At 60.6% G+C, this 17,850-nt stretch carries 12 protein-coding genes and 1 pseudogene; 7 read left to right on the top strand and 6 right to left on the bottom strand.

What is annotated here, in order from left to right:
• Nucleotides 1–77: 77 nt before the first annotated feature.
• Nucleotides 78–770 carry an N-acetyltransferase gene (locus ACQ4MY_RS22980; protein WP_440096574.1) on the top strand — a complete coding sequence of 231 codons (693 nt, stop codon included), beginning with the start codon at nt 78–80 and terminating at the stop codon, nt 768–770.
• 153 nt (nt 771–923) lie between these two features.
• On the opposite strand, the gene ACQ4MY_RS22975 is transcribed toward ACQ4MY_RS22980, so the two are convergent.
• Nucleotides 924–1,721, bottom strand: coding sequence for a class I SAM-dependent methyltransferase (locus ACQ4MY_RS22975; protein WP_440096573.1), 798 nt, complete (start codon nt 1,719–1,721; stop codon nt 924–926).
• 317 nt (nt 1,722–2,038) lie between these two features.
• Here ACQ4MY_RS22975 and ACQ4MY_RS22970 point away from each other — a divergent pair.
• Nucleotides 2,039–2,182, top strand: a pseudogene (locus ACQ4MY_RS22970) (helix-turn-helix domain-containing transcriptional regulator); the annotation flags it as partial.
• A 225-nt stretch (nt 2,183–2,407) separates the two neighbouring features.
• Nucleotides 2,408–2,755 (top strand): hypothetical protein, encoded by a 348-nt coding sequence (locus ACQ4MY_RS22965; protein ID WP_440096572.1) that lies wholly within the window; start codon nt 2,408–2,410, stop codon nt 2,753–2,755.
• Between the two features lie 111 nt (nt 2,756–2,866).
• Here the strand turns inward: ACQ4MY_RS22965 and ACQ4MY_RS22960 are convergent, their stop codons facing one another.
• From ACQ4MY_RS22960 to ACQ4MY_RS22940, 5 genes are all read right to left on the bottom strand, one after another.
• Complete coding sequence (locus ACQ4MY_RS22960; RefSeq protein ID WP_440096571.1) at nt 2,867–4,297, bottom strand: sigma-54-dependent transcriptional regulator; 1,431 nt, start codon at nt 4,295–4,297, stop codon at nt 2,867–2,869.
• Nucleotides 4,266–5,756 (bottom strand): sensor histidine kinase, encoded by a 1,491-nt coding sequence (locus ACQ4MY_RS22955; RefSeq protein WP_440096570.1) that lies wholly within the window; start codon nt 5,754–5,756, stop codon nt 4,266–4,268. The genes ACQ4MY_RS22960 and ACQ4MY_RS22955 overlap by 32 nt, the downstream gene beginning before the upstream one ends.
• A gap of 94 nt (nt 5,757–5,850) precedes the next feature.
• Nucleotides 5,851–6,954 (bottom strand): SCO family protein, encoded by a 1,104-nt coding sequence (locus ACQ4MY_RS22950; protein WP_440096569.1) that lies wholly within the window; start codon nt 6,952–6,954, stop codon nt 5,851–5,853.
• Complete coding sequence (locus ACQ4MY_RS22945; RefSeq protein WP_440096568.1) at nt 6,951–9,758, bottom strand: multicopper oxidase domain-containing protein; 2,808 nt, start codon at nt 9,756–9,758, stop codon at nt 6,951–6,953. Before ACQ4MY_RS22945 ends, ACQ4MY_RS22950 begins: the two co-directional genes overlap by 4 nt.
• Nucleotides 9,759–10,028: 270 nt before the next feature.
• Nucleotides 10,029–11,477, bottom strand: a complete 1,449-nt coding sequence (locus ACQ4MY_RS22940; RefSeq protein WP_008077344.1) for an ATP-binding protein — start codon at nt 11,475–11,477, stop codon at nt 10,029–10,031.
• A 414-nt stretch (nt 11,478–11,891) separates the two neighbouring features.
• On the opposite strand from ACQ4MY_RS22940, the gene ACQ4MY_RS22935 reads away from it, so the two are divergent.
• The 4 genes from ACQ4MY_RS22935 (at nt 11,892) to ACQ4MY_RS22920 (ending at nt 17,525) form a co-directional block, all read left to right on the top strand.
• Nucleotides 11,892–13,238 carry a hypothetical protein gene (locus ACQ4MY_RS22935; RefSeq protein WP_440096566.1) on the top strand — a complete coding sequence of 449 codons (1,347 nt, stop codon included), beginning with the start codon at nt 11,892–11,894 and terminating at the stop codon, nt 13,236–13,238.
• A 35-nt stretch (nt 13,239–13,273) separates the two neighbouring features.
• Nucleotides 13,274–15,508, top strand: coding sequence for an Ig-like domain-containing protein (locus ACQ4MY_RS22930; RefSeq protein WP_440096564.1), 2,235 nt, complete (start codon nt 13,274–13,276; stop codon nt 15,506–15,508).
• 72 nt (nt 15,509–15,580) lie between these two features.
• Nucleotides 15,581–16,045, top strand: a complete 465-nt coding sequence (locus ACQ4MY_RS22925; RefSeq protein WP_440096563.1) for a curlin — start codon at nt 15,581–15,583, stop codon at nt 16,043–16,045.
• Nucleotides 16,046–16,073: 28 nt separating this feature from the next.
• Nucleotides 16,074–17,525 carry a curlin gene (locus ACQ4MY_RS22920; protein WP_440096562.1) on the top strand — a complete coding sequence of 484 codons (1,452 nt, stop codon included), beginning with the start codon at nt 16,074–16,076 and terminating at the stop codon, nt 17,523–17,525.
• Nucleotides 17,526–17,850 lie beyond the last annotated feature (325 nt).

The following is a 17,850-nucleotide window of genomic DNA, read 5'->3' as shown; positions in this document are numbered from 1 at the left end:
GAAATGAACTGGCAAGGGTGATCTATACCCTCAAAAGCACCATCCACAACACCCGGGCTACGGCCACGGAGGGCATCATGAGCGTCATCACAAAACTACAAGAACGCATCCGCCAGAAAGGCCTCGGCCGCACCTTCGGCACGCTGTGGAAACGCTACGTGTTCTTCCATTGGGAGCTGCTGTGGATGGAGCGCGACCTGGTCAGCCCGGTGCCGCCGCACAAGCTGCGCCCTTACGAGGGCCTGCGCAAAGTCGACATCACACCGGAGAATGCTGTTGCGTTCACAAAGCATTTTGGCGACCGGGTCGAGACCATGGCAGAACTTGCCGCCGAGGGTCACACCGGGCACATGTACGTCGATGCGGACGGGCATGCGGTCGGGTTTATCTGGGGCAGTATTCGTGATTATCACGACCGTCATTATTACGGCTGCACGTTCCCGGTGAAGCCGGGTGAATTTTTTGAGTTTGGCGGCGAGATGATCCGCACCTACTTCGGTAGCAGCCTTTCGGTGGACGTGCAGGTGGCGCTGTGGGAGGCCATGGCGGCGCAGGGGTGCACCAAGGTGGTGGACGTTTGCGAGACGCACAACATTCCGGCGCTGAAGCTGCATATGCGGATGGGCTATCACGAGCAGGGGCGCGTGATGCACGTGTATTGCCTGTTTGGCCGCTGGAAGTTTTTCCGCGAAACGCGGTATGAGGGTTCAAGGCTGGAACCGCTGCGCAAACCGGGGCGGCCGGTGGTGAGTGCGGCGGCGCAGGCTTGATTCAGATCTGAAATGAGTGGCCTCTTTGAGGCTGCCATCGCTGGCAAGCCAGCTCCCACAGGGTTTTGCGGTGTACCGCTTATATCTGTACGACACAAAATCCTGTGGGAGCTGGCTTGCCAGCGATGAAGCCAGTAGCCGCAACGATAAATATCAGGTCTTGATGGCGATGAGGGTAAAACACATCGGCATCTGTGCCTCGCGATTCAGGTACTGGTCATACACCTCTTCCCGATTCGAATGCGCATACTCCTTGAAGTGCGCAATATTCAGGCCCGCCGCAATCGCACCACTGAAAATCTCCCCCAGCGTGTGCACAAACCAATACGACTTCGCCGCCTGCTGCTCGACCTTGCCGACATACACAATCGGCTCCTCCTGCACAAATGGCTCGGTGCGGAAGTATGAGCTGTCGAGGCGATACGGATCCTCGGCATCGGGATCAACCATTTCCAGAAACGGATGGGTTTCGTAGATCACCAGTTTGCCACCCGGTTTCAGCGTCGAAGCGACATGGCGAAAGAACTCGCCAATGTCCGGCATCCAGCCGAAGACACCAATGGTGATCAGCGCCACGTCAAAACGGTTGTGCAAGGACGCCGGCAAATGATGGATATCGCTTTCGATGAATTCAGCGTTGTGCGGTGAACGCTTGTTCAGCTCACGCGCCTGATCGAGAAACGCCGCCGACTGATCGACCCCGACCACACTCCGCGCACCGTGGGCAAACAACGACAGGCTCTCGCGGCCGTTGTTGCAGCACAGCTGAATCACATCCTTACCATCGACCTCGAGCAACCCGCTCAAGGTCTCATCAAGACAAGAGAAATCCGCCTGCGCAACTTCGCCGAGCAAGGCCTGCCAATCAGGCGAATCCTCATGATGGCGAGCGGAATCGTTCCACGCCTGTCGATTGCTTTCGATGGCGGTTTTATTGTTGGGCACTTCCATGGCGCACTCCGGACGATGCTCGTGATTGAGCGAAACCGAGTCTAGATCAGCCCGCCAATCCCGATTGTTGCAAACTTGTAAGCCACACCGTGTAGGAGCTGCCGCAGGCTGCGATCTTTTGATCTTGTTTTAAGATCAAGATCAAAAGATCGCAGCCTGCGGCAGCTCCTACATATCTGAGTGTTTATGCCTACAAGTGTCGGCGAATTATCAAAACAGATAGCGGACACGGCTGACTATTCAACTCGGCTCACATGGATATCCTCACGAAGCGCAGACATCCGACGCGCACAAAAAATGGCTAAGGAGGTTTAACCATGAGCCAGAAGTTAACGAATTTCGACGTGGCAGCATTGCTGGACAGTGACGAAGCCATCAGCGAATACCTGTCCCAGGTTCTTGCAGACGGGGATAACGAAGAGTTTCTTCGTGCAATCGGCTATGTGCTCAAGACGTGTGGGACGGATCTATGTGCAGAGCCTAGACATGCGATCCACCCGGTTTCCTGAATGTAGGAGCTGCAGCAGGCTCGGGCCGCGTTCGGACGATCTTTTGATCCTGCTTTTAAAGATCAAAAGATCGCAGCCTTCGGCAGCTCCTACAGGGATCCGAAGTGGATCGGGCGTTAGTGGCGTGGGCAGCTATAGTTAATAGCCTTGGGGAATACCGCACTCGCAGGTGCCGCCATGCTAATGCTCGATCGGCTGTTGTTGCTGGGTTGTCTGCTTGCTGCCACTCAGGCGCAGGCGCTGGACAGCAATTTTGTTTACTACGGGCCGAACCAGCCCTTTGCCCACCCTGCTCCGTATTCGCTGAATTCCACGCCGCCCAAGCCTTACGACGATACGGCGCCGCTGGATTTTGTGGTGACCCCGGGTGACCATGAGTTCTCCGATTCGCAACTGCCGACGGTGGCGGATGCGACGGTGCGGGTGTTTATTCGCACGTACGATGCCGAACGCGGGATTTATGTGAATGACGAGGTGCTGGATCCTGGTTGTTTGCTGGAGTGTTTGAGCCGGCAACAACACTGAATACCGAACGCCTACTGTAGGAGCTGCCGCAGGCTGCGATCTTTTGATGTTGATCTTAAAACAAGATCAAAAGATCGCAGCCTGCGGCAGCTCCTACATTGTGTACGGCCGCTACCACTGGCGTTTGTCAGGGCGGGCGAGGCCGAGTTTTTCGATGCGGTAGCGCAGCATGTCGCGGCTCAGGCCCAGCAGGCGCGCGGATTTGGTGACGTTCCAGTCGGTCTTGTCGAGCATCTTGCGCACCATGTCGCGCTCGACTTCCAGCAGGTTCATCGATTCGGTATTGCTCGCCGGCCGTGGTTCGTAGTGCACCGGCGCTTCATGAATATGCAGCGGCGGCTCATCGACCAGGCTCATGCACACATTCAACTGATGCGCGGCAATCGTGTCGCTCGGCGCCAGCAGCACCGTTTGCTCAAGCATGTTGCGCAGCTCGCGCACATTCCCCGGCCAGGTGTAACTGAGCAGCAACTCCTCGGCCTGCTGGCTGAAATGCAGATTCGGCTTGCCGTAACGCTTGCCATGGCTCGCCAGAAAATGCCGCGCCAGCAGCAAAATATCCTCGCCCCGGGCGTACAGACGCGGCACTTTGATTGAAATGATCCGCAGCCGGAAAAACAGATCTCGACGGAATTTGCCCTGCTGCACCATCTGTTCAAGGTTGCAGTTGGTCGCGCTGATCACCCGCAGATTGACCTTGCGCTCTTTCACCGAACCGACCCGGCGAATCGTCCGATCCTCCAGCAACTTCAAAATCTTCGCCTGCAACAGCAGGTCCATCTCGCCAATCTCATCGAGAAACAGCGTGCCGCCATCCGCCGCTTCTACCAGTCCGACCCGGCGGTCCTTGGCGTCAGTGAACGCGCCTTTCTCATGGCCGAACAGTTCCGACTCGACCAGATTCGACGGGATCGACGCACAGTTGAATTCAATGAACGGGCCTTTGCTGCGCGGACCGTCGAAGTGCAACGCCCGGGCTACCAGTTCTTTACCGGTGCCGGTCTCGCCTTCGACCAAAACCGGCGGCAGATCGGTGTTGGCCATGCGCCGCTCGGCGTCGAGCAACTGGCCGATGGTGTTCTTCAAATACTGCATCGGCGCCGAGTCGCCGATCAGCGCCTGCACCCCGGATTTCTGCGCCTCGCGCTCTTGATAGAAGGACAGCGTGCGCTCCATCCGTTCAGTCGCCAGCGCCTTGTCGAGCAGCAGTTTGAGTTCCTGCAACGCGACCGGTTTGGTGACGTAATGAAAGGCGCCCTCTTTCATCGCCACCACGGCATCTTCGACGTTGCCGTAACCGGTCATCATGATCACTTTCAGATCCGGCGCGCTGATGCGCAGCTTCTGGATCAGGTCGTGGCCACTCATGCCCGGCAGCGAGTTGTCGGTCAGCACGATGTCAGGCATGAAGCTGCCCAATTGCTCCAGCGCGTCTTCAGCCGAATGGCAGACCGTCACCTCGAAGTCCTTGCGCTCCAGGTAGGTCTGAATATTTTCGGCCAGCAGTTCGTCATCCTCGACCAGCAGAATGCTGTGTTCCATATTCCCCTCCCGATGCCACTTTGAAGTTGAGACTGACGCGGGTTCCTTCCTGCTCTTTGCTGGTCAAGACGACCGAGCCCTGAAAACGCTCCATGATTCTTTTGACCAAAGCCAGGCCAACCCCGAGGCCGCCCTGTTTGGTGGTGAAAAAAGGTTTGAACACCAACAGTTGCTGCTGCGCGCTCATGCCCTTGCCGGTGTCGATCACGGTCATGCGCACCCTGTCCGGCTGCGGCGATTCGAACTCGACGGTGAGCACACCGCCCTTGGGCATGGCTTCCAGGGCGTTGGCAAACAGGCTATTAAGTATTTGCGTGAGCAGCACCTTTTGACTGACGACCGGCGCGCAGTTTTGCGGACTGAATCGCACTTCAACGCCGTTGCGCCGGATCAACGCATCAAACGCGCCGAGGGTGTCCTCGACGGCCATGCTCAGATCGACCGCTTCACCGTCGTCATTCATCGGTCGCAGCGATACCAGCAACTCGCGCACCCAGCGCGACATGCGATCGACCTGGCTGATGATGTCGCCGATATTGCGCTGCGCACCGGGGCTGGCGACTTCCTGGGCCAGTTCGGCGCTGGAGCGGATGGTCGCCAGTGGATTGCGCAAACTGTGCGCCACCGCCGAGGACATCTCGCCGAGGGCTACAAAGGTTTCGTTGCTGATCAGTTGTTGTTGCTGGCTTTGCAGCAGTTTTGCCGCGCGGCGGACGATCCAGAACAACGCCAGAAAAATCGCCGCGCCTCCAAAACAGGTCGCCGCCCAGATCGAGGCGAAACCACGGTCGATGCGATCGACCAGATCCGACGGTTCCTTGTAGATCTCGACCATGGCGATGACTTTGCTTTTGTCGGCGTTGAACATCGGGATGTAGTTCTCGATGAACAGGTATTTCGGCTCGCGCAGCAATTGCTGCTCGGGTTTCTCATCGTCGATTTTGTGGTAGCTGGAGGACACTGGCACTTTCATCTCGAACGACTCGTCGAGTTCGTCGTCATCGTCGATGTGCACGCCGATCAACTCGGCGTTGGTCGACCAGATCACCGTGCGATCCAGCGCATACACTGTGGCCAGGAGAATGTCCGGCAAGTGTTCGACGTGGTCGAGAAACTCGGTGCGCGCCGAGACGTGTGCGGCCGGGTCGACATCGGGATAGTTGTTGTCCTGACGCGGGTCGAGCATCTCGCCCATCGTCCGGTTCGAATTGATTTTGGCGTGGCGCATTTCAGCCGCGCCAATGGCCTCAACGAATTGCGCGGTCAGCAACGCATCGCGCTCCACGCTTTCGGTGACCACGAAGCGTGTGGAGATATAACCGAGCCCCAGCGCCACCGCGGCGATGATGAAAAAACTGGCGAGCGAGAACCAGCGCAGCAGATTGAACTGCTCACGCCAGCCCTTGCCTGCGACCGAGGCGTTCGGTGCAGTGGTTTTTTGTCCTTCCAGTCGCTGCATGGGAGTGCCCTGGAGTGTTTGTATCGAAGCGCTTACAGCCATCAGTGTAGGTGGCTATGACCGCAACACACGGTTCAATGATGCTATTTCGCCGCTACTGCATACGACTCACCGTCGCGGCTGGATCGCCCGGTTTTACTGGCGTCAAAGCACCGTCGGCCACGGCCGCGGTGGACGGTTGCTGACGCTCGGTTTCCTCGCTGAGAAAGTCGATGATCGACTGCGCGGATTGCTCGTCGAGGCGCAGGTTGGGCATCGGGATTCGCTCGAATTGTTCATACAGTTGCAGCGCAATCGGGTCTTTTTCCGCGAGCAGGCGATCCGGTTCGCGGATCCAGCGATTGAGCCATTTGTTGTCACGGTTGCGGGTCACGCCGATCAGGTCGGGGCCGATGCTGCGCATGCCGATGCCCTGACCGTCCTGCGGGCCGAGGCTGTGGCACGAGGCGCAGCGGGTGCGGAACAGTTCTTCGCCATTGCTCGGCGGGCGAATGTCCGGGGCGTTGGCGTAACTTTCTTCGATGCTCGGCTGCTTCCAGTTCTGCAAGGTGTTGGCCAGTTGGTCGGCGAGGATCCATGGGTTCTCGAACGGCGAAGCTTTCATCCAGCGCCCGGTGGTCTGGTTGCCGACGATCAGGCTGAGGTTGTGATCCTTGTTGCGGCCATTGTCGACGCCTTCGATAAACAGCCCGAGCTTCTTGCGCAGGTCGGTGACATCTTCGAATTCACCGGTGAGAAACTTCCAGCCGGGGCCGACCTTGAAGCGCTGCGAATAGGCCTTGAGCACTTCGGGGGTGTCACTGAGCGGGTCGATGCTGATCGAGTAGAAAAAGATGTCCTGGCCGACCCGATCACCGAGCAGTTTCTGCACCTGGCGCAAACGCGCGGTTTCCAACGGGCAGGAGTCGCTGCACGAGGTGAAGATGAAGTTGATCACCACCACTTTGTTCTTGATCAGGTCATCGAAGAAATGCACCTGCCGACCGTCCTGATCGGTCAGCAGGGTGTTGGGGAAATAGTCGCCACCCCACGGGGTGGCGGATTCGCTTGGCGTTGGCGACTCGCCGACACTGGCCTGATGCGCCAGCAGCACGCGGCTGCCGAGCACGCAGGCCACCAGCAGCAGCACCAGGTGCATGCCAAGCGCCCGGGAGCGCGGGGTATGCACAGGTTGGCTGTCACCGTGGCGACGGTTCATGGCTTGACCACCACTTGAGGGCCCATACCGTCACCGTTGCGGAAGGTTGGCAGCGCGGCGGAGTTGACGTAGCGCACACCGTCCCAGCTCGGCAGAGGCGTCGGCATCAGTTGCAGTTGGCCCGGCTTCTCAAGGTCCCAACGCAGCAGCATCGAATTGTCCTCATGCTGAGTGTTGTGACAGTGCTCCATGTACGTCCCGGCGAACTCACGGAAGTTGATCGCCATCTCGACGCTGTCCAGACCATCGGCTTCGGAACCGATGCGGTAGACGTCCTTGCGCGCCCATTTTTCCCATTCCGGTGGGGTCTTGCCGCCGCGACTGAGGATGATGCCTTCCTCGAAGTGCACATGCACCGGATGGCTCCAGCCCTTGCCGCCGGCCTTGATGTTCCACACTTCCAGAGTGCCGAACCCGGTGACACCGGCATCGGTCGGGCCGCTGGACAACTGGGTCGAGGCGTTCAAGCGACGTGGGTCCATGTGGTAACCGAAACCGCCGTCAGTCTTGACCGTCCACGGTGCTTCATCGGTGCCGTCGGAACGGCCGAAGGTGAAGGTGCGGTGACGAGCCTTGGCCAGCAGCGCTTTGTCGGCGGCGTTGTCACGATGGATCTTCAGCGGAATCATCACCAGCCCTTCGGCCTTGCCCGGTTTCGCCGGTTCGTAGGCTGCCGGGTTCATCGCCAGATCCTGACCGGTGTAAGCCTTGACGTTGAGCTGCAAGACCTTGCCCACCGCCGGATCTCCCTTGTCCCATTGCGGACCTTTGCTGGTCTGTTTGATCACCGGCAGGTATTTCTCCGAGAGCACATCGGCCAGCGAAATCACGTCTTTGGGCCCCTTGCCATCGTCCTGCGCCTGCAGGTTGAGGAAGAACAGCTTGTCGCCAGGCTTGATACCGTTTTTCGAGAAGTTGACGATGATGTCGAAGCGCTCGGCGATGCCCTGGGTTGGCAGGATCGCGTTGTGGTTCTGTTTATCGCCGTCGGCGTCGAGGTCCATGCTGCCGTCGAACGGCACGCTGTGCTCCATGATGTTGCCGTCGTTGGCGATCATGTGGAACGGCACGCGGCTGTACGACAGACCGGAGTTTTTCGGCCCCTGGAACTCGCCGCCGCTGCCTTTGATTTCACGCACCAGCGCCAGTTTGAAATAGCGCGACACCGAACCGTTGAGGATGCGGAAGCGATAACTGCGTGCGCGCACGTCCAGCGTCGGTTTCCACTGCCAGTTGACCAGCACCTGATCACCGATGAAGCCGTCGGTGTTGAACGGGTTGAACCACAACTGACCCTCCTGATCCCAGGCCTTGTCGGCGAGCACCAAGTTGACGTCGTAGTCACGGTTGCCCCACGGCAAGGCGCTGCCGCTGGGCAGACGCAGGTTGACGCCGTCGTTGACCGACTCGTTGCCGCGATCCAGCGCGCTGTAGTAGTTCATCATCGCCGCGTTGCCCTTGTAGACGTTCTGCGCGGTGAAATCGAGCATGTGGTCGTGGAACCAGTGGGTGCTCATGGTTTCGCGCCAGTCGCCACGGATCTTGATGGTGCCGTTGTCACAGGTCTTCTTCGCCGGCGCCAGGTCGTTGACCCACAGGGTTTCGCCCGGTGCGCACGGGAACGCGGCGCGCGGGTCTTCGGCCTTGGTGTTGATGCTGTCGTAACCGGCGAGCTGGATCGGCCAGCGATAGTCGTAGAACTGGCCGGGGAAGAAGAACGCGTTGGCATAGCCGTCGCTTTCCGCTGGCGCGTGGCCGTTGTGCTCGTGGGTGCTGATGGTGTGCAGGCCAAAGCCGTGGTTGGCCGACGGATCAATCGGCAAGCCGTTGTAGTGACGCATCATCACCGGTTGGCCGTAGCGCACCATCAACAGTTTTGGCGGCAGCGTGCCGTCGAAGGTCCATACCGAGTTGTGGTTTTGCGCCGGCATTGCCGGGTGAAAACGCGGGTCGACGCCCTTCGAGGTGCCGTCGGTCAGCGGTACACCGGCGACGTTGTGGTACAGGCCGCCGGGGCCGAACTCGCCCACCGCGTAATGGTGCATTTGCACGCTGTCACGCAGGCCACCGTTGAGGCGCGCGCCGGTCTGCACGGTTTTGTACGCCACTTGTGGGTAGAACTCGTTCCAGCGCTGGTGCGCCCAGCCTTTTCCTGGTGGCCGCCCTTCAGCGGAGGAACCGATGTGGCGATTGAGGAACACCTCGATCTGCGCCTGCCACGGATTGCGGTCGACGACGTTGGAGAACTGACTGGGGAATGGCGTCAGTCCGGGTTGGCGCAGGAACGCATCGAGGGCGCTGCCGGGGGGCGCGCTGCGGGCGACGTTGTTCGGGTCCTGCGCAGGGGCCGGGCCAATCGCGGCCGGTGGAAATGGCAGCGGCGCGGCCGGGGTGGTCGGGTCGAGTTTTTCCGGGCCGAACTCTTCAAACAGGGTCAACTGCTGGGTGAACGGCTGCGCGCCATAGAGCGGGCTCGGCTTGCCGTTGGTGGGGTAGTTGAAACTGGTCTGCACGGTCGGCGGCAGGATGTTTTCCGTACGGGTCGAGTCGCGGCTGCCTTTGACGCCGTCGGGCAAATCGAAGGAGTCTTCGTTGGCCTCGGGCAGGGTCAGGATGTTATTGAGCGCCCCGGCACGATCAGCCGGTTCGTCGTAGTACGCCGACGGGTCGGAGGTTTCTGGCTGTCGTTCGTCATCGATGGGGCTGGCGCGAACGCTGGCCATGGTGCCGAGGGTCAACATCAGAAAGACGCTCAAAGGCGTCAGCAGGAAGGTGTTGCTTGGGTCACGCGTTGTTCTGTCCATCACCAGCCGCCTCATCAAGGAAGGGGTGATGGTGTTTTGCAACTAGTGCGCCAAGAAATTATTTCCAGTTGTAACAGGGACTTGAGGACGCTGTGGGTTTCCCCACTCCCCGGTGACCGGGGCTTGACACCCACTGGTGGGGGAAGTTCACAATTTTTCAGTTATACAAACCTCATGTAGGAGCTGCCGAAGGCTGCGATCTTTTGATCTTGGTTTTTAAGATCAAAAGATCGCAGCCTTCGGCAGCTCCTACAGGGCGGAAGGTGTGGATCAGGGGACTAATTGAAAGGCCAGGCGCACGGTGGTGCCCTCGCCTTCGCGGCTGTTGAGGGTCACGCCGCCGCCGAAGCGTTCCATGATGCGTTTGACCAGCACCAGGCCGACGCCGAGACCACCGGCCTTGGTGGTGAAAAATGGCCGGAAGGCCATGGTGCGCTGCTCTTCGTTCATGCCTTTGCCGGTGTCGCTGAGCACCACGCACACACCTCGGTCGTCGCTCGGCTCGAGAGTGACAGTCAATGTGCCGCCCTTGTCCATCGCCTCCAGTGCATTGGCCAGCAGGCTGTTGAGGATCTGCGTCAGTTGCACCGACTGGCTGAGCACCATCGGCGTGTGCTGCGGGTGGAACACCACTTTTACGCCGGCACGGGCGATCTGCTGTTCGAAGGCAACGAGGCTTTCGTGCAACGTCGCGACGAGATTGACCGGCTCCGGATCATCGTTGAGCGGGCGCAGCGATTGCAGCAATTCGCGCACCCATTTCGACATGCGGTCGACCTGGCCGATGATGTCCTTGATGTTCTTTTCGGCAGGGCCCGCGTCGAACTCCAGCGCCAGTTCGGCACTGGAACGGATGGTCGCCAGTGGATTGCGCAAGCTGTGCGCAACGGCGGAGGACATCTCGCCCAGCGCGACAAACGTTTCATTGGCGATCAGTTGTTTCTGCTGGGCCGCGAGCAGGATCGCCGCGCGCCGCACGATCCAGTACAAACCCAGATAAATCAGCCCGCCGCCAAGCGCGGTGGCCAGCCAGATCAGCGTCAGCCCACGCTCCATGCGGGCGATCAGGTCCTTGGGTTCCTTGTAGATCTCGACCATCGCCGTGACGTTCTTGCCCTCGGCGTCGAACAGCGGAATGTAGTTTTCAATAAAGATGTAATCCGGCGGGATGACGAACTTCTGTTCCTCACGGGCCTTGTCGACGTCGTGATAACTGGCGGACACCGGAATCTTTTCGTTGAACGCCCGATCAAGGTCTTCGTCGGCATGAATGCTGGTGCCGATGAGCACGGGGTTTGTCGACCAGATCACCTGGCGGTCCGGCGCATAGATGTTGGCGAGAATCACGTCCGGCAGGTGTTCGATGTGATCGAGAAATTCACCACGCGCATCGGCCCGGGCCTGTGGACTGACGTCGGGGAAATGCATGTCCTGGCGCGGGTCGAGCAATTCGCCCATGGTGCGCACGTTGGGAATGGAGACGTGGCGCACCTCGGCCGAAGCGATGGCCTGAATGAACTGCGCGGTGAGCAACGCATCACGCTGCACGCTTTCCTCGATGACAAACCGCGTCGACACCGCTCCGAGGGCCACGGCCACGGTGCCGATCACCGCCATGCTGATTAGCGAAAACCAACGCAGCAGGTTGAACGGCTGCTTGCGCGAGCCCAACCGTAGGGTGCCCTCCTCGACGGGTAGCGATTTTGACTGAATATTCATGGCGGCGACTTCCCGATACGTCCCTATAGGGTTATAGCCCACGGGTGGGGGTTTGCCCGGATGCGGGGATATCGACCCGATGTACACCTCCCAAACCCACCCCAAATCCCTGTAGGAGCTGCCGAAGGCTGCGATCTTTTGATCTTGATTTAAAAACAGGATCAAAAGATCGCAGCCTTCGGCAGCTCCTACAGGGGTTTTGTGTACAGCGGGCCATCGAGGGTATCCCCACCGTCCCCAATCCTGGGGAATGACGCCCTTTTCCCGCGCCTGAAAAACTCAGCCTCACACGCGCCAACCCTTCTGATCCGGCCCTCTCCCGCCCATCCACCGCACCTTGGCATGGAAGGTGTACAGGCCCTGTGCAACTGACCCAACCCCAAGGGGCAGGTACTTTGATAGAGGGATTAACTCATGCACCCTTTACTGTCCAAAACCGCGACCGTCCTGGTCGTGAGCGCCTTGGCCCAGGGCATTGCTCAGGCCGCTTTGTTTGCTGTTGACCCCGGTCCGTACGCGCCGGCCAACGGTGGTTTCGCCAGTTGGTATCAGGACACCCACGGTCGCACCCTGGACCTGTGCCTGTCCAAAGCACTCAGCTCGCGAGTACCCAGTGCACCCGGCGCGCCGTCGTACATGTGCTCGCTGCTGCCGACTCCCGGGGTGTTCGACGACGCGCAACCGATCGTCTTCCCGACCAATTTCCCTGACGAAGCGTTCTGGTTCACCGGTGAAACTACCCTCGTCGACGCGGCGCGCGGCATCGACCTGACCTACGTCAGCGCCATCGAAGCCGCCTTCGCCGCCGAAGAACCGGTCGAGGGCGATCAAGTCAGCTTCGCGCGCATCCGCATTCGCGTTGATGTGCCGACCGCTGGCACTTACGTGATCACCCACCCTTACGGCGTCGACGTGTTCAACATCGACACCCCCGGTCGCCGCGCGATCAACATGACCCGCGACATCGGCATCGGCACGCCGAAAACCTATGACGGCGCGCTCAAGGGTGACATCGGCCCGTTCCTGCGCAGCGTCAACGGGCCGTACACCGAGACCAACCCGCTGACCGGCGCCGCCGAGCAATTCGTCGGCGACCCGAACCTCAGCGAGGCGGTCACCGGCAGTCCGTTCAACACCAACTACGTGCGCATTGAAGGCCCCGGCGGGATCGACCTGCGTACGACGGCGTTTGCCGTCTCCGGCAAGTTGTCGACCGTTGTTCGACCTACACCCATGATCACCCAGCGCAGCACTTACTCGCGCAAAGCGGGGGCCAGCGCGCCGGTCGCACAGCAGGACGTGTTCGTCCTCGCACCGCCAGCCCCGGGCACCGTCGCCGTGACCAGTTTCACCCCGGTGCTGAACATGACCGAAGCCAACTCTACCGGTGCCTGGTACGCGCAATCGTCGGCCAACCCGACCGTGCCGAGCGTCCTGCAGGTGACTGCCGACAATCACCTGACCATCGCCAGCAGCACGCCGACCACCCTGCCCATGAGCCTGACCGACCTGGTGGTGATCCAGAGCGCGCAATACAGCTTGAGCTCTGGACAACTGACCGTAGTGGCCTCGACCAGTGACGAAACCTCGCCGCCGGTGCTCACCGCCACCTCCGGCAGCGGCGCCGCGATCGGTGCGCTGAGTGGCGACGGCGCGGTGAAAAGCCTCGCCACCGGAATCTCGCCGATACCGCCAGCCAAGGTCCGCGTGACGTCGTCCAACGGCGGCAGCGATACCGAAGAAGTGGTCATCGTGCAATGAACGCTCACATGCCCAGATCCGCATCAGGAGGCATCATGAACAAGTGGCCACGCTTTGCGCTCAACGCGCTCGGGCTCGCTCTCTCGCTGACCGGCAGTGCCTATGCGCAACTTGCCGCCGTCGACCCCGGCCCCTACACCTTCGCCACCGGGAAATTCCCGATGTGGTATCAGGACAGCAATGACCTGTCGATGGAACTGTGCCAGTCACGCGCCGCCAGTTCGCGCGTCGGCGTCACCACGCCACCGGCCTACATGTGTACCCTGCTGCCGGAACCGGGCATCTTCGATGACAGCCTGCCGATGGTGTTCCCGGACAACTGGCCACCGGAAGCCTTCTGGTTCCTCGCCGAAACCACTATCCCCAACAACGGCGCCGGATTTGGCATGGACGCGTATGTCGCCGGGATCGAAGCGGCGTTCGCCTCGGAAAACCCGGCGGATGGCGATCAGCAAAGTTTCGCGCGGATCCGCATCCGGGTGAACGTGCCCGTGGCCGGCACCTACGTCATCACTCACCCGTATGGCGTGGAAACGGTCAACGTCACCACCCCAGGGCGCCGTGCGATCAACATCACCAAGGACATCGGCATCGGTGCGCCGGGCGATTTCAGCGGCACGCTCAACGGCGCCATCGGGCCGTTCCTGCGCAGCGTCAACGGCCCCTACACCGAGGTGAACCCGGACACCGGCGGCGTCGAAACCTTCGTCGGCGACCCGAACCTCACTGAAGCGGTAACCGGCAGCCCGTTCAACACAAACTTCGTCCGCATCGTCGGGCCGTCCGGCGCCGGCACGATTCAAACCACCCTGTTCACCGTCGCCGGCAAGGTGCTCGACAGCCGTCAGCAAACCCATGTCGACATCGACCGCGCCACCTATCGCCGCACTTCGGCAGGTGTGCGTGCCGAAGTGTTTGCCAAGGCAGACAGCAGCTCGACCCTGTGCTTCCGTGAAACCGTCGCGTTGCTTCCTGGCCCACCGCCGACCCCGTGCCAGACCAGCCTGACCGGTGACAATACCGGTTTGTTCTTCGGTCAGCGCCTGGGCAACGGCACGCTGCCTTCGGTCGTCGTCGTGACCGCAACCAACCCGGCCGGCACCACGCGCCCAACCTCGGTGTCGGCCAAGCTCACCGACGTGGTGAAAGTGCAGACCGCGCGCTACAGCTGGGCCAACAAAACCTTGCTGATCGAGGCGACATCGACCGATGAAGTGACGATCCCGGACATGGTTGCACAAGGTTACGGACGTCTGTCGAAGACCGGCACGCTGCAACGCATCACCGTCGCCGACCTGACCCAGCCACCGGCCACCGTGACGGTGAAATCCGCCGCCGGCGGCAGTGACACCGAGGCGGTAGTCGTGGTCGGCACCGCGCCGGACACCGGGGAAAACCAGGCGCCGATCAGCAATGCCGACACCGGCAGCACCAGCTTCGGTGTGCCGATCACCCTCAGCCTGTTGACCAACGACAGCGATCCCGATGGCGATAATCCGCTGGGCATCACCGCGTTGACTCAACCGGCAGCCGGCCAAGGCACCGTAGCCCTCAGTGGCACCGCCGCTGTGGTCTATACGCCGCCCGCCGTGGTCAACGCGCCACTGACCACGACGTTCACTTACAAAGCGCAGGACGCCAAAGGCCTGGCTTCGGCCAACCCGGCGACCGTGACGATTACCGTCGCGCCAAACCGGTCACCGACCGCCGTCGCCGACAGCGTCGCCACGTTGGGTGTGGCGATCCCGATCAACGTGCTGGCCAACGACACCGATCCGGAAGGCAACGTGCCGCTGGGCGTCGCCAGTCTGACCCAACCGGCCGCCGGCCGTGGCACGGTCAGCACTGACGGCACGGTGATCACCTACACGCCACCGGCCACCGTGACCACGGCGTTCACCACGACCTTCACCTACATCGCCCGGGACAGCTTCGGCGCCCTGTCGACGCCAGCCACGGTCACGGTGCAAGTGTCGCCAAGACCAGCGGCGGAAACCTTCGCCGTGACCGCATCGACGGTGCAGGCACGCTCCGGCGGGCGCTTCAACTGGGACTTCACCGGCACTTCGTCGGTGACCACCGGCAACACCATCACCGTGCAGGTCACCACCCCGACCGGGCTGGTCACCCTCGGCACCACCACCGTACCGGTGACCGGTCGCTGGCGGCTGACGCTGAACAACACGACGGTGGTGCCATCGGCCAACCCGACCGCGACGATCCGCTCGTCCCAGGGCACCGTGCGCACGGTCTCGGTGACCACGCTGTAAGCCTGATCCCCAGCCACTCTCGGGTGGCTGGGGCCGACTTCAAATCGGTTAACGCCTGACAGGATGTGAGCCATGAACACGCCGACCGCCGCCCTGCTTTGCCTGCTCCTGCTGTGCAGCACTGCAGGCGTGCGCGCCGACGACCTGATGGACAACGACGACCTGGCCCCGACCAGCAGCGACCTCGGCGAACTGCCCCCACCGGTGGGTCAGCAAGCCCTGGTCGACCAGCTCGGCCAGGCCAACGTCGCCCTGCTGCAACAGAACGGTCAGTCGCTGCTCGGGCAGATCGTGCAGTCGGGCAGCAATCAGGAAGCGTACATCCTGCAACAGGGCAGCGACCTGATGGCGCTGATCAACCAGAACGGTTCCGGCAACGCCGCTTCCATCACGCAGAACGGCAGCCACAACCGCGCGCAGATTTCGCAAAACGGCAACAACAACGACGCCAGCATCGAGCAGGCCGGCGCGGGGCTGCAAAGCGCCGTGACCCAGTCGGGCAACGGCATGAGCGTTTCGGTCAAGCAATATCGCTAAGCACTGCAAATCATCGGAGAGTTCAATCATGTTCAAACTGACGCCCCTCACCGCCGCCCTCCTGGTCATGATCAGTGCCCAGGCCATGGCCGACGACAGCCTGTCCAACCAAAGCCAGGCCGGTACCGCCAACATCGCCGACGTGAAACAGACCCAGGCCCCGTTCAGCACCGCCACCCAGACCCAACTGGGCCAGGGCAACGACGCCGCCGCCGTGCAAGACCACGCCACCAGCGTGATTACCCAGGACGCGGTCGGCGACTACAACGCCGGTTACGCCGAACAGCTTTACGAAGACAACGCCACCATTACCCAGCAACAAGTCGGCGCCTTCAACACCGCCCATGCCAGCCAGTCGTTGGGCTTTGGCTCACCGAACAACGCGCTGCAACAGCAGCAAGGCACCGGCAACTTCTCGTTCATTTATCAAGACTCGCAGAACGGCAGCGAAGGCAAAACCTTCCAGTACGGCGACAGCAACGAAGCCAACATCGAGCAACTCTATGAAGGCAGCGGCAACAGCTCGGTGATCACCCAATACGGCACCGCCAACTACGGCACCGCCGAACAAGTACTGCACAACGGCGGCCAGATCGGCATCAACCAGGCCGGCGAAGGCAACTACGCCTACGGCGACCAGCGCAACGGCACCGGCGGCAACATCAGCATCAACCAGTTCGGCAACCTCAACGGCAGCGAAATCTGGCAAGACTCGCAACTCGCAAGCCAAGCCACCGTCAACCAATATGGCGACAGCAACGAAACCGTGGTCGACCAAAGCTTCGGCGAAAACAACACCGCCGCCGTCACCCAAGTCGGCAACACCAACGCGATCTACGCCGACCAGTTCGAATCGGTCAACTCGACACTGGCGCTGTATCAGGTGGGTAACGGCAACGTGCACTTCACCTACCAGAACGGCGACAGCCACGTGCTCAGCGCCACCTCCGTGGGTAACGACAACAAGGTCTACGCCAGCAACTGGAAAGGCCCGCAAGCCGGCGGCCAGTTCGGCAGTGGCCAACGCGCGACGGTTACTCAGGCGGGCAATGGCAACATCGCCAGCTTCACTCAGGATGGCGTCGGCCAAGTGATGACCACGCATCAGACCGGGACGGGCAACAAGACCACGGTCAGTCAGACGGAGTCGTATAACGAGCTGTATTTTGATCAGAATGGAAGCGACAACATTCTGATCTCGGATCAGCGCGGGACGACCAACCTGATTCAGGGTTCTTCGAATGGCACCGGCAACAGTGCTGAGTTCGATCAATCCGGGACTGGCAACCAGGCGTATACCGCGCAGTTGTATGGCAGCGACAACATGATCACTGTTAAGCAGGCGGATACGATGAACGTGGCGTATGTGACCCAGGGTGGGACGGGGAACATTGCCAATGTTGATCAGAGTGGGGTTACGCAGACGGCAAATATTCAGCAGTTCGGGTCGGCTAACCAGGCGACGGTTTTGCAGCAGTAGGGGTTGGGTGTTGATGGGCCGCGATTCTCTGGTGAGGGGGGTCGCGGTTTTTAACCTTATGTAGGAGCTGCCGAAGGCTGCGATCTTTTGATCTTGCTTTTAAAGATTGAGATCAAAAGATCGCAGCCTTCGGCAGCTCCTACATGAGATTTCTTTTGCTTCAGAAAAAGGAATGGTTTCTGGAAAAGCTGCACGTTTTCCTACTACCTCTGGCGGTTGGCCGTCGGAAGCGCAAGGACTAGGATTTTTCGGGACAACCTGAACCCAAAGGAGCTCGACCAACGTGCAATTCATCCAGACAACCACGACAACATTCCCCTTACCG

The organism is Pseudomonas sp. SM4 (genome assembly GCF_051913165.1).
Lineage (GTDB): Bacteria > Pseudomonadota > Gammaproteobacteria > Pseudomonadales > Pseudomonadaceae > Aquipseudomonas.
Note: the sequence above shows the minus strand (reverse complement) of the source record. Positions and strands in the feature narration are given on the sequence as shown.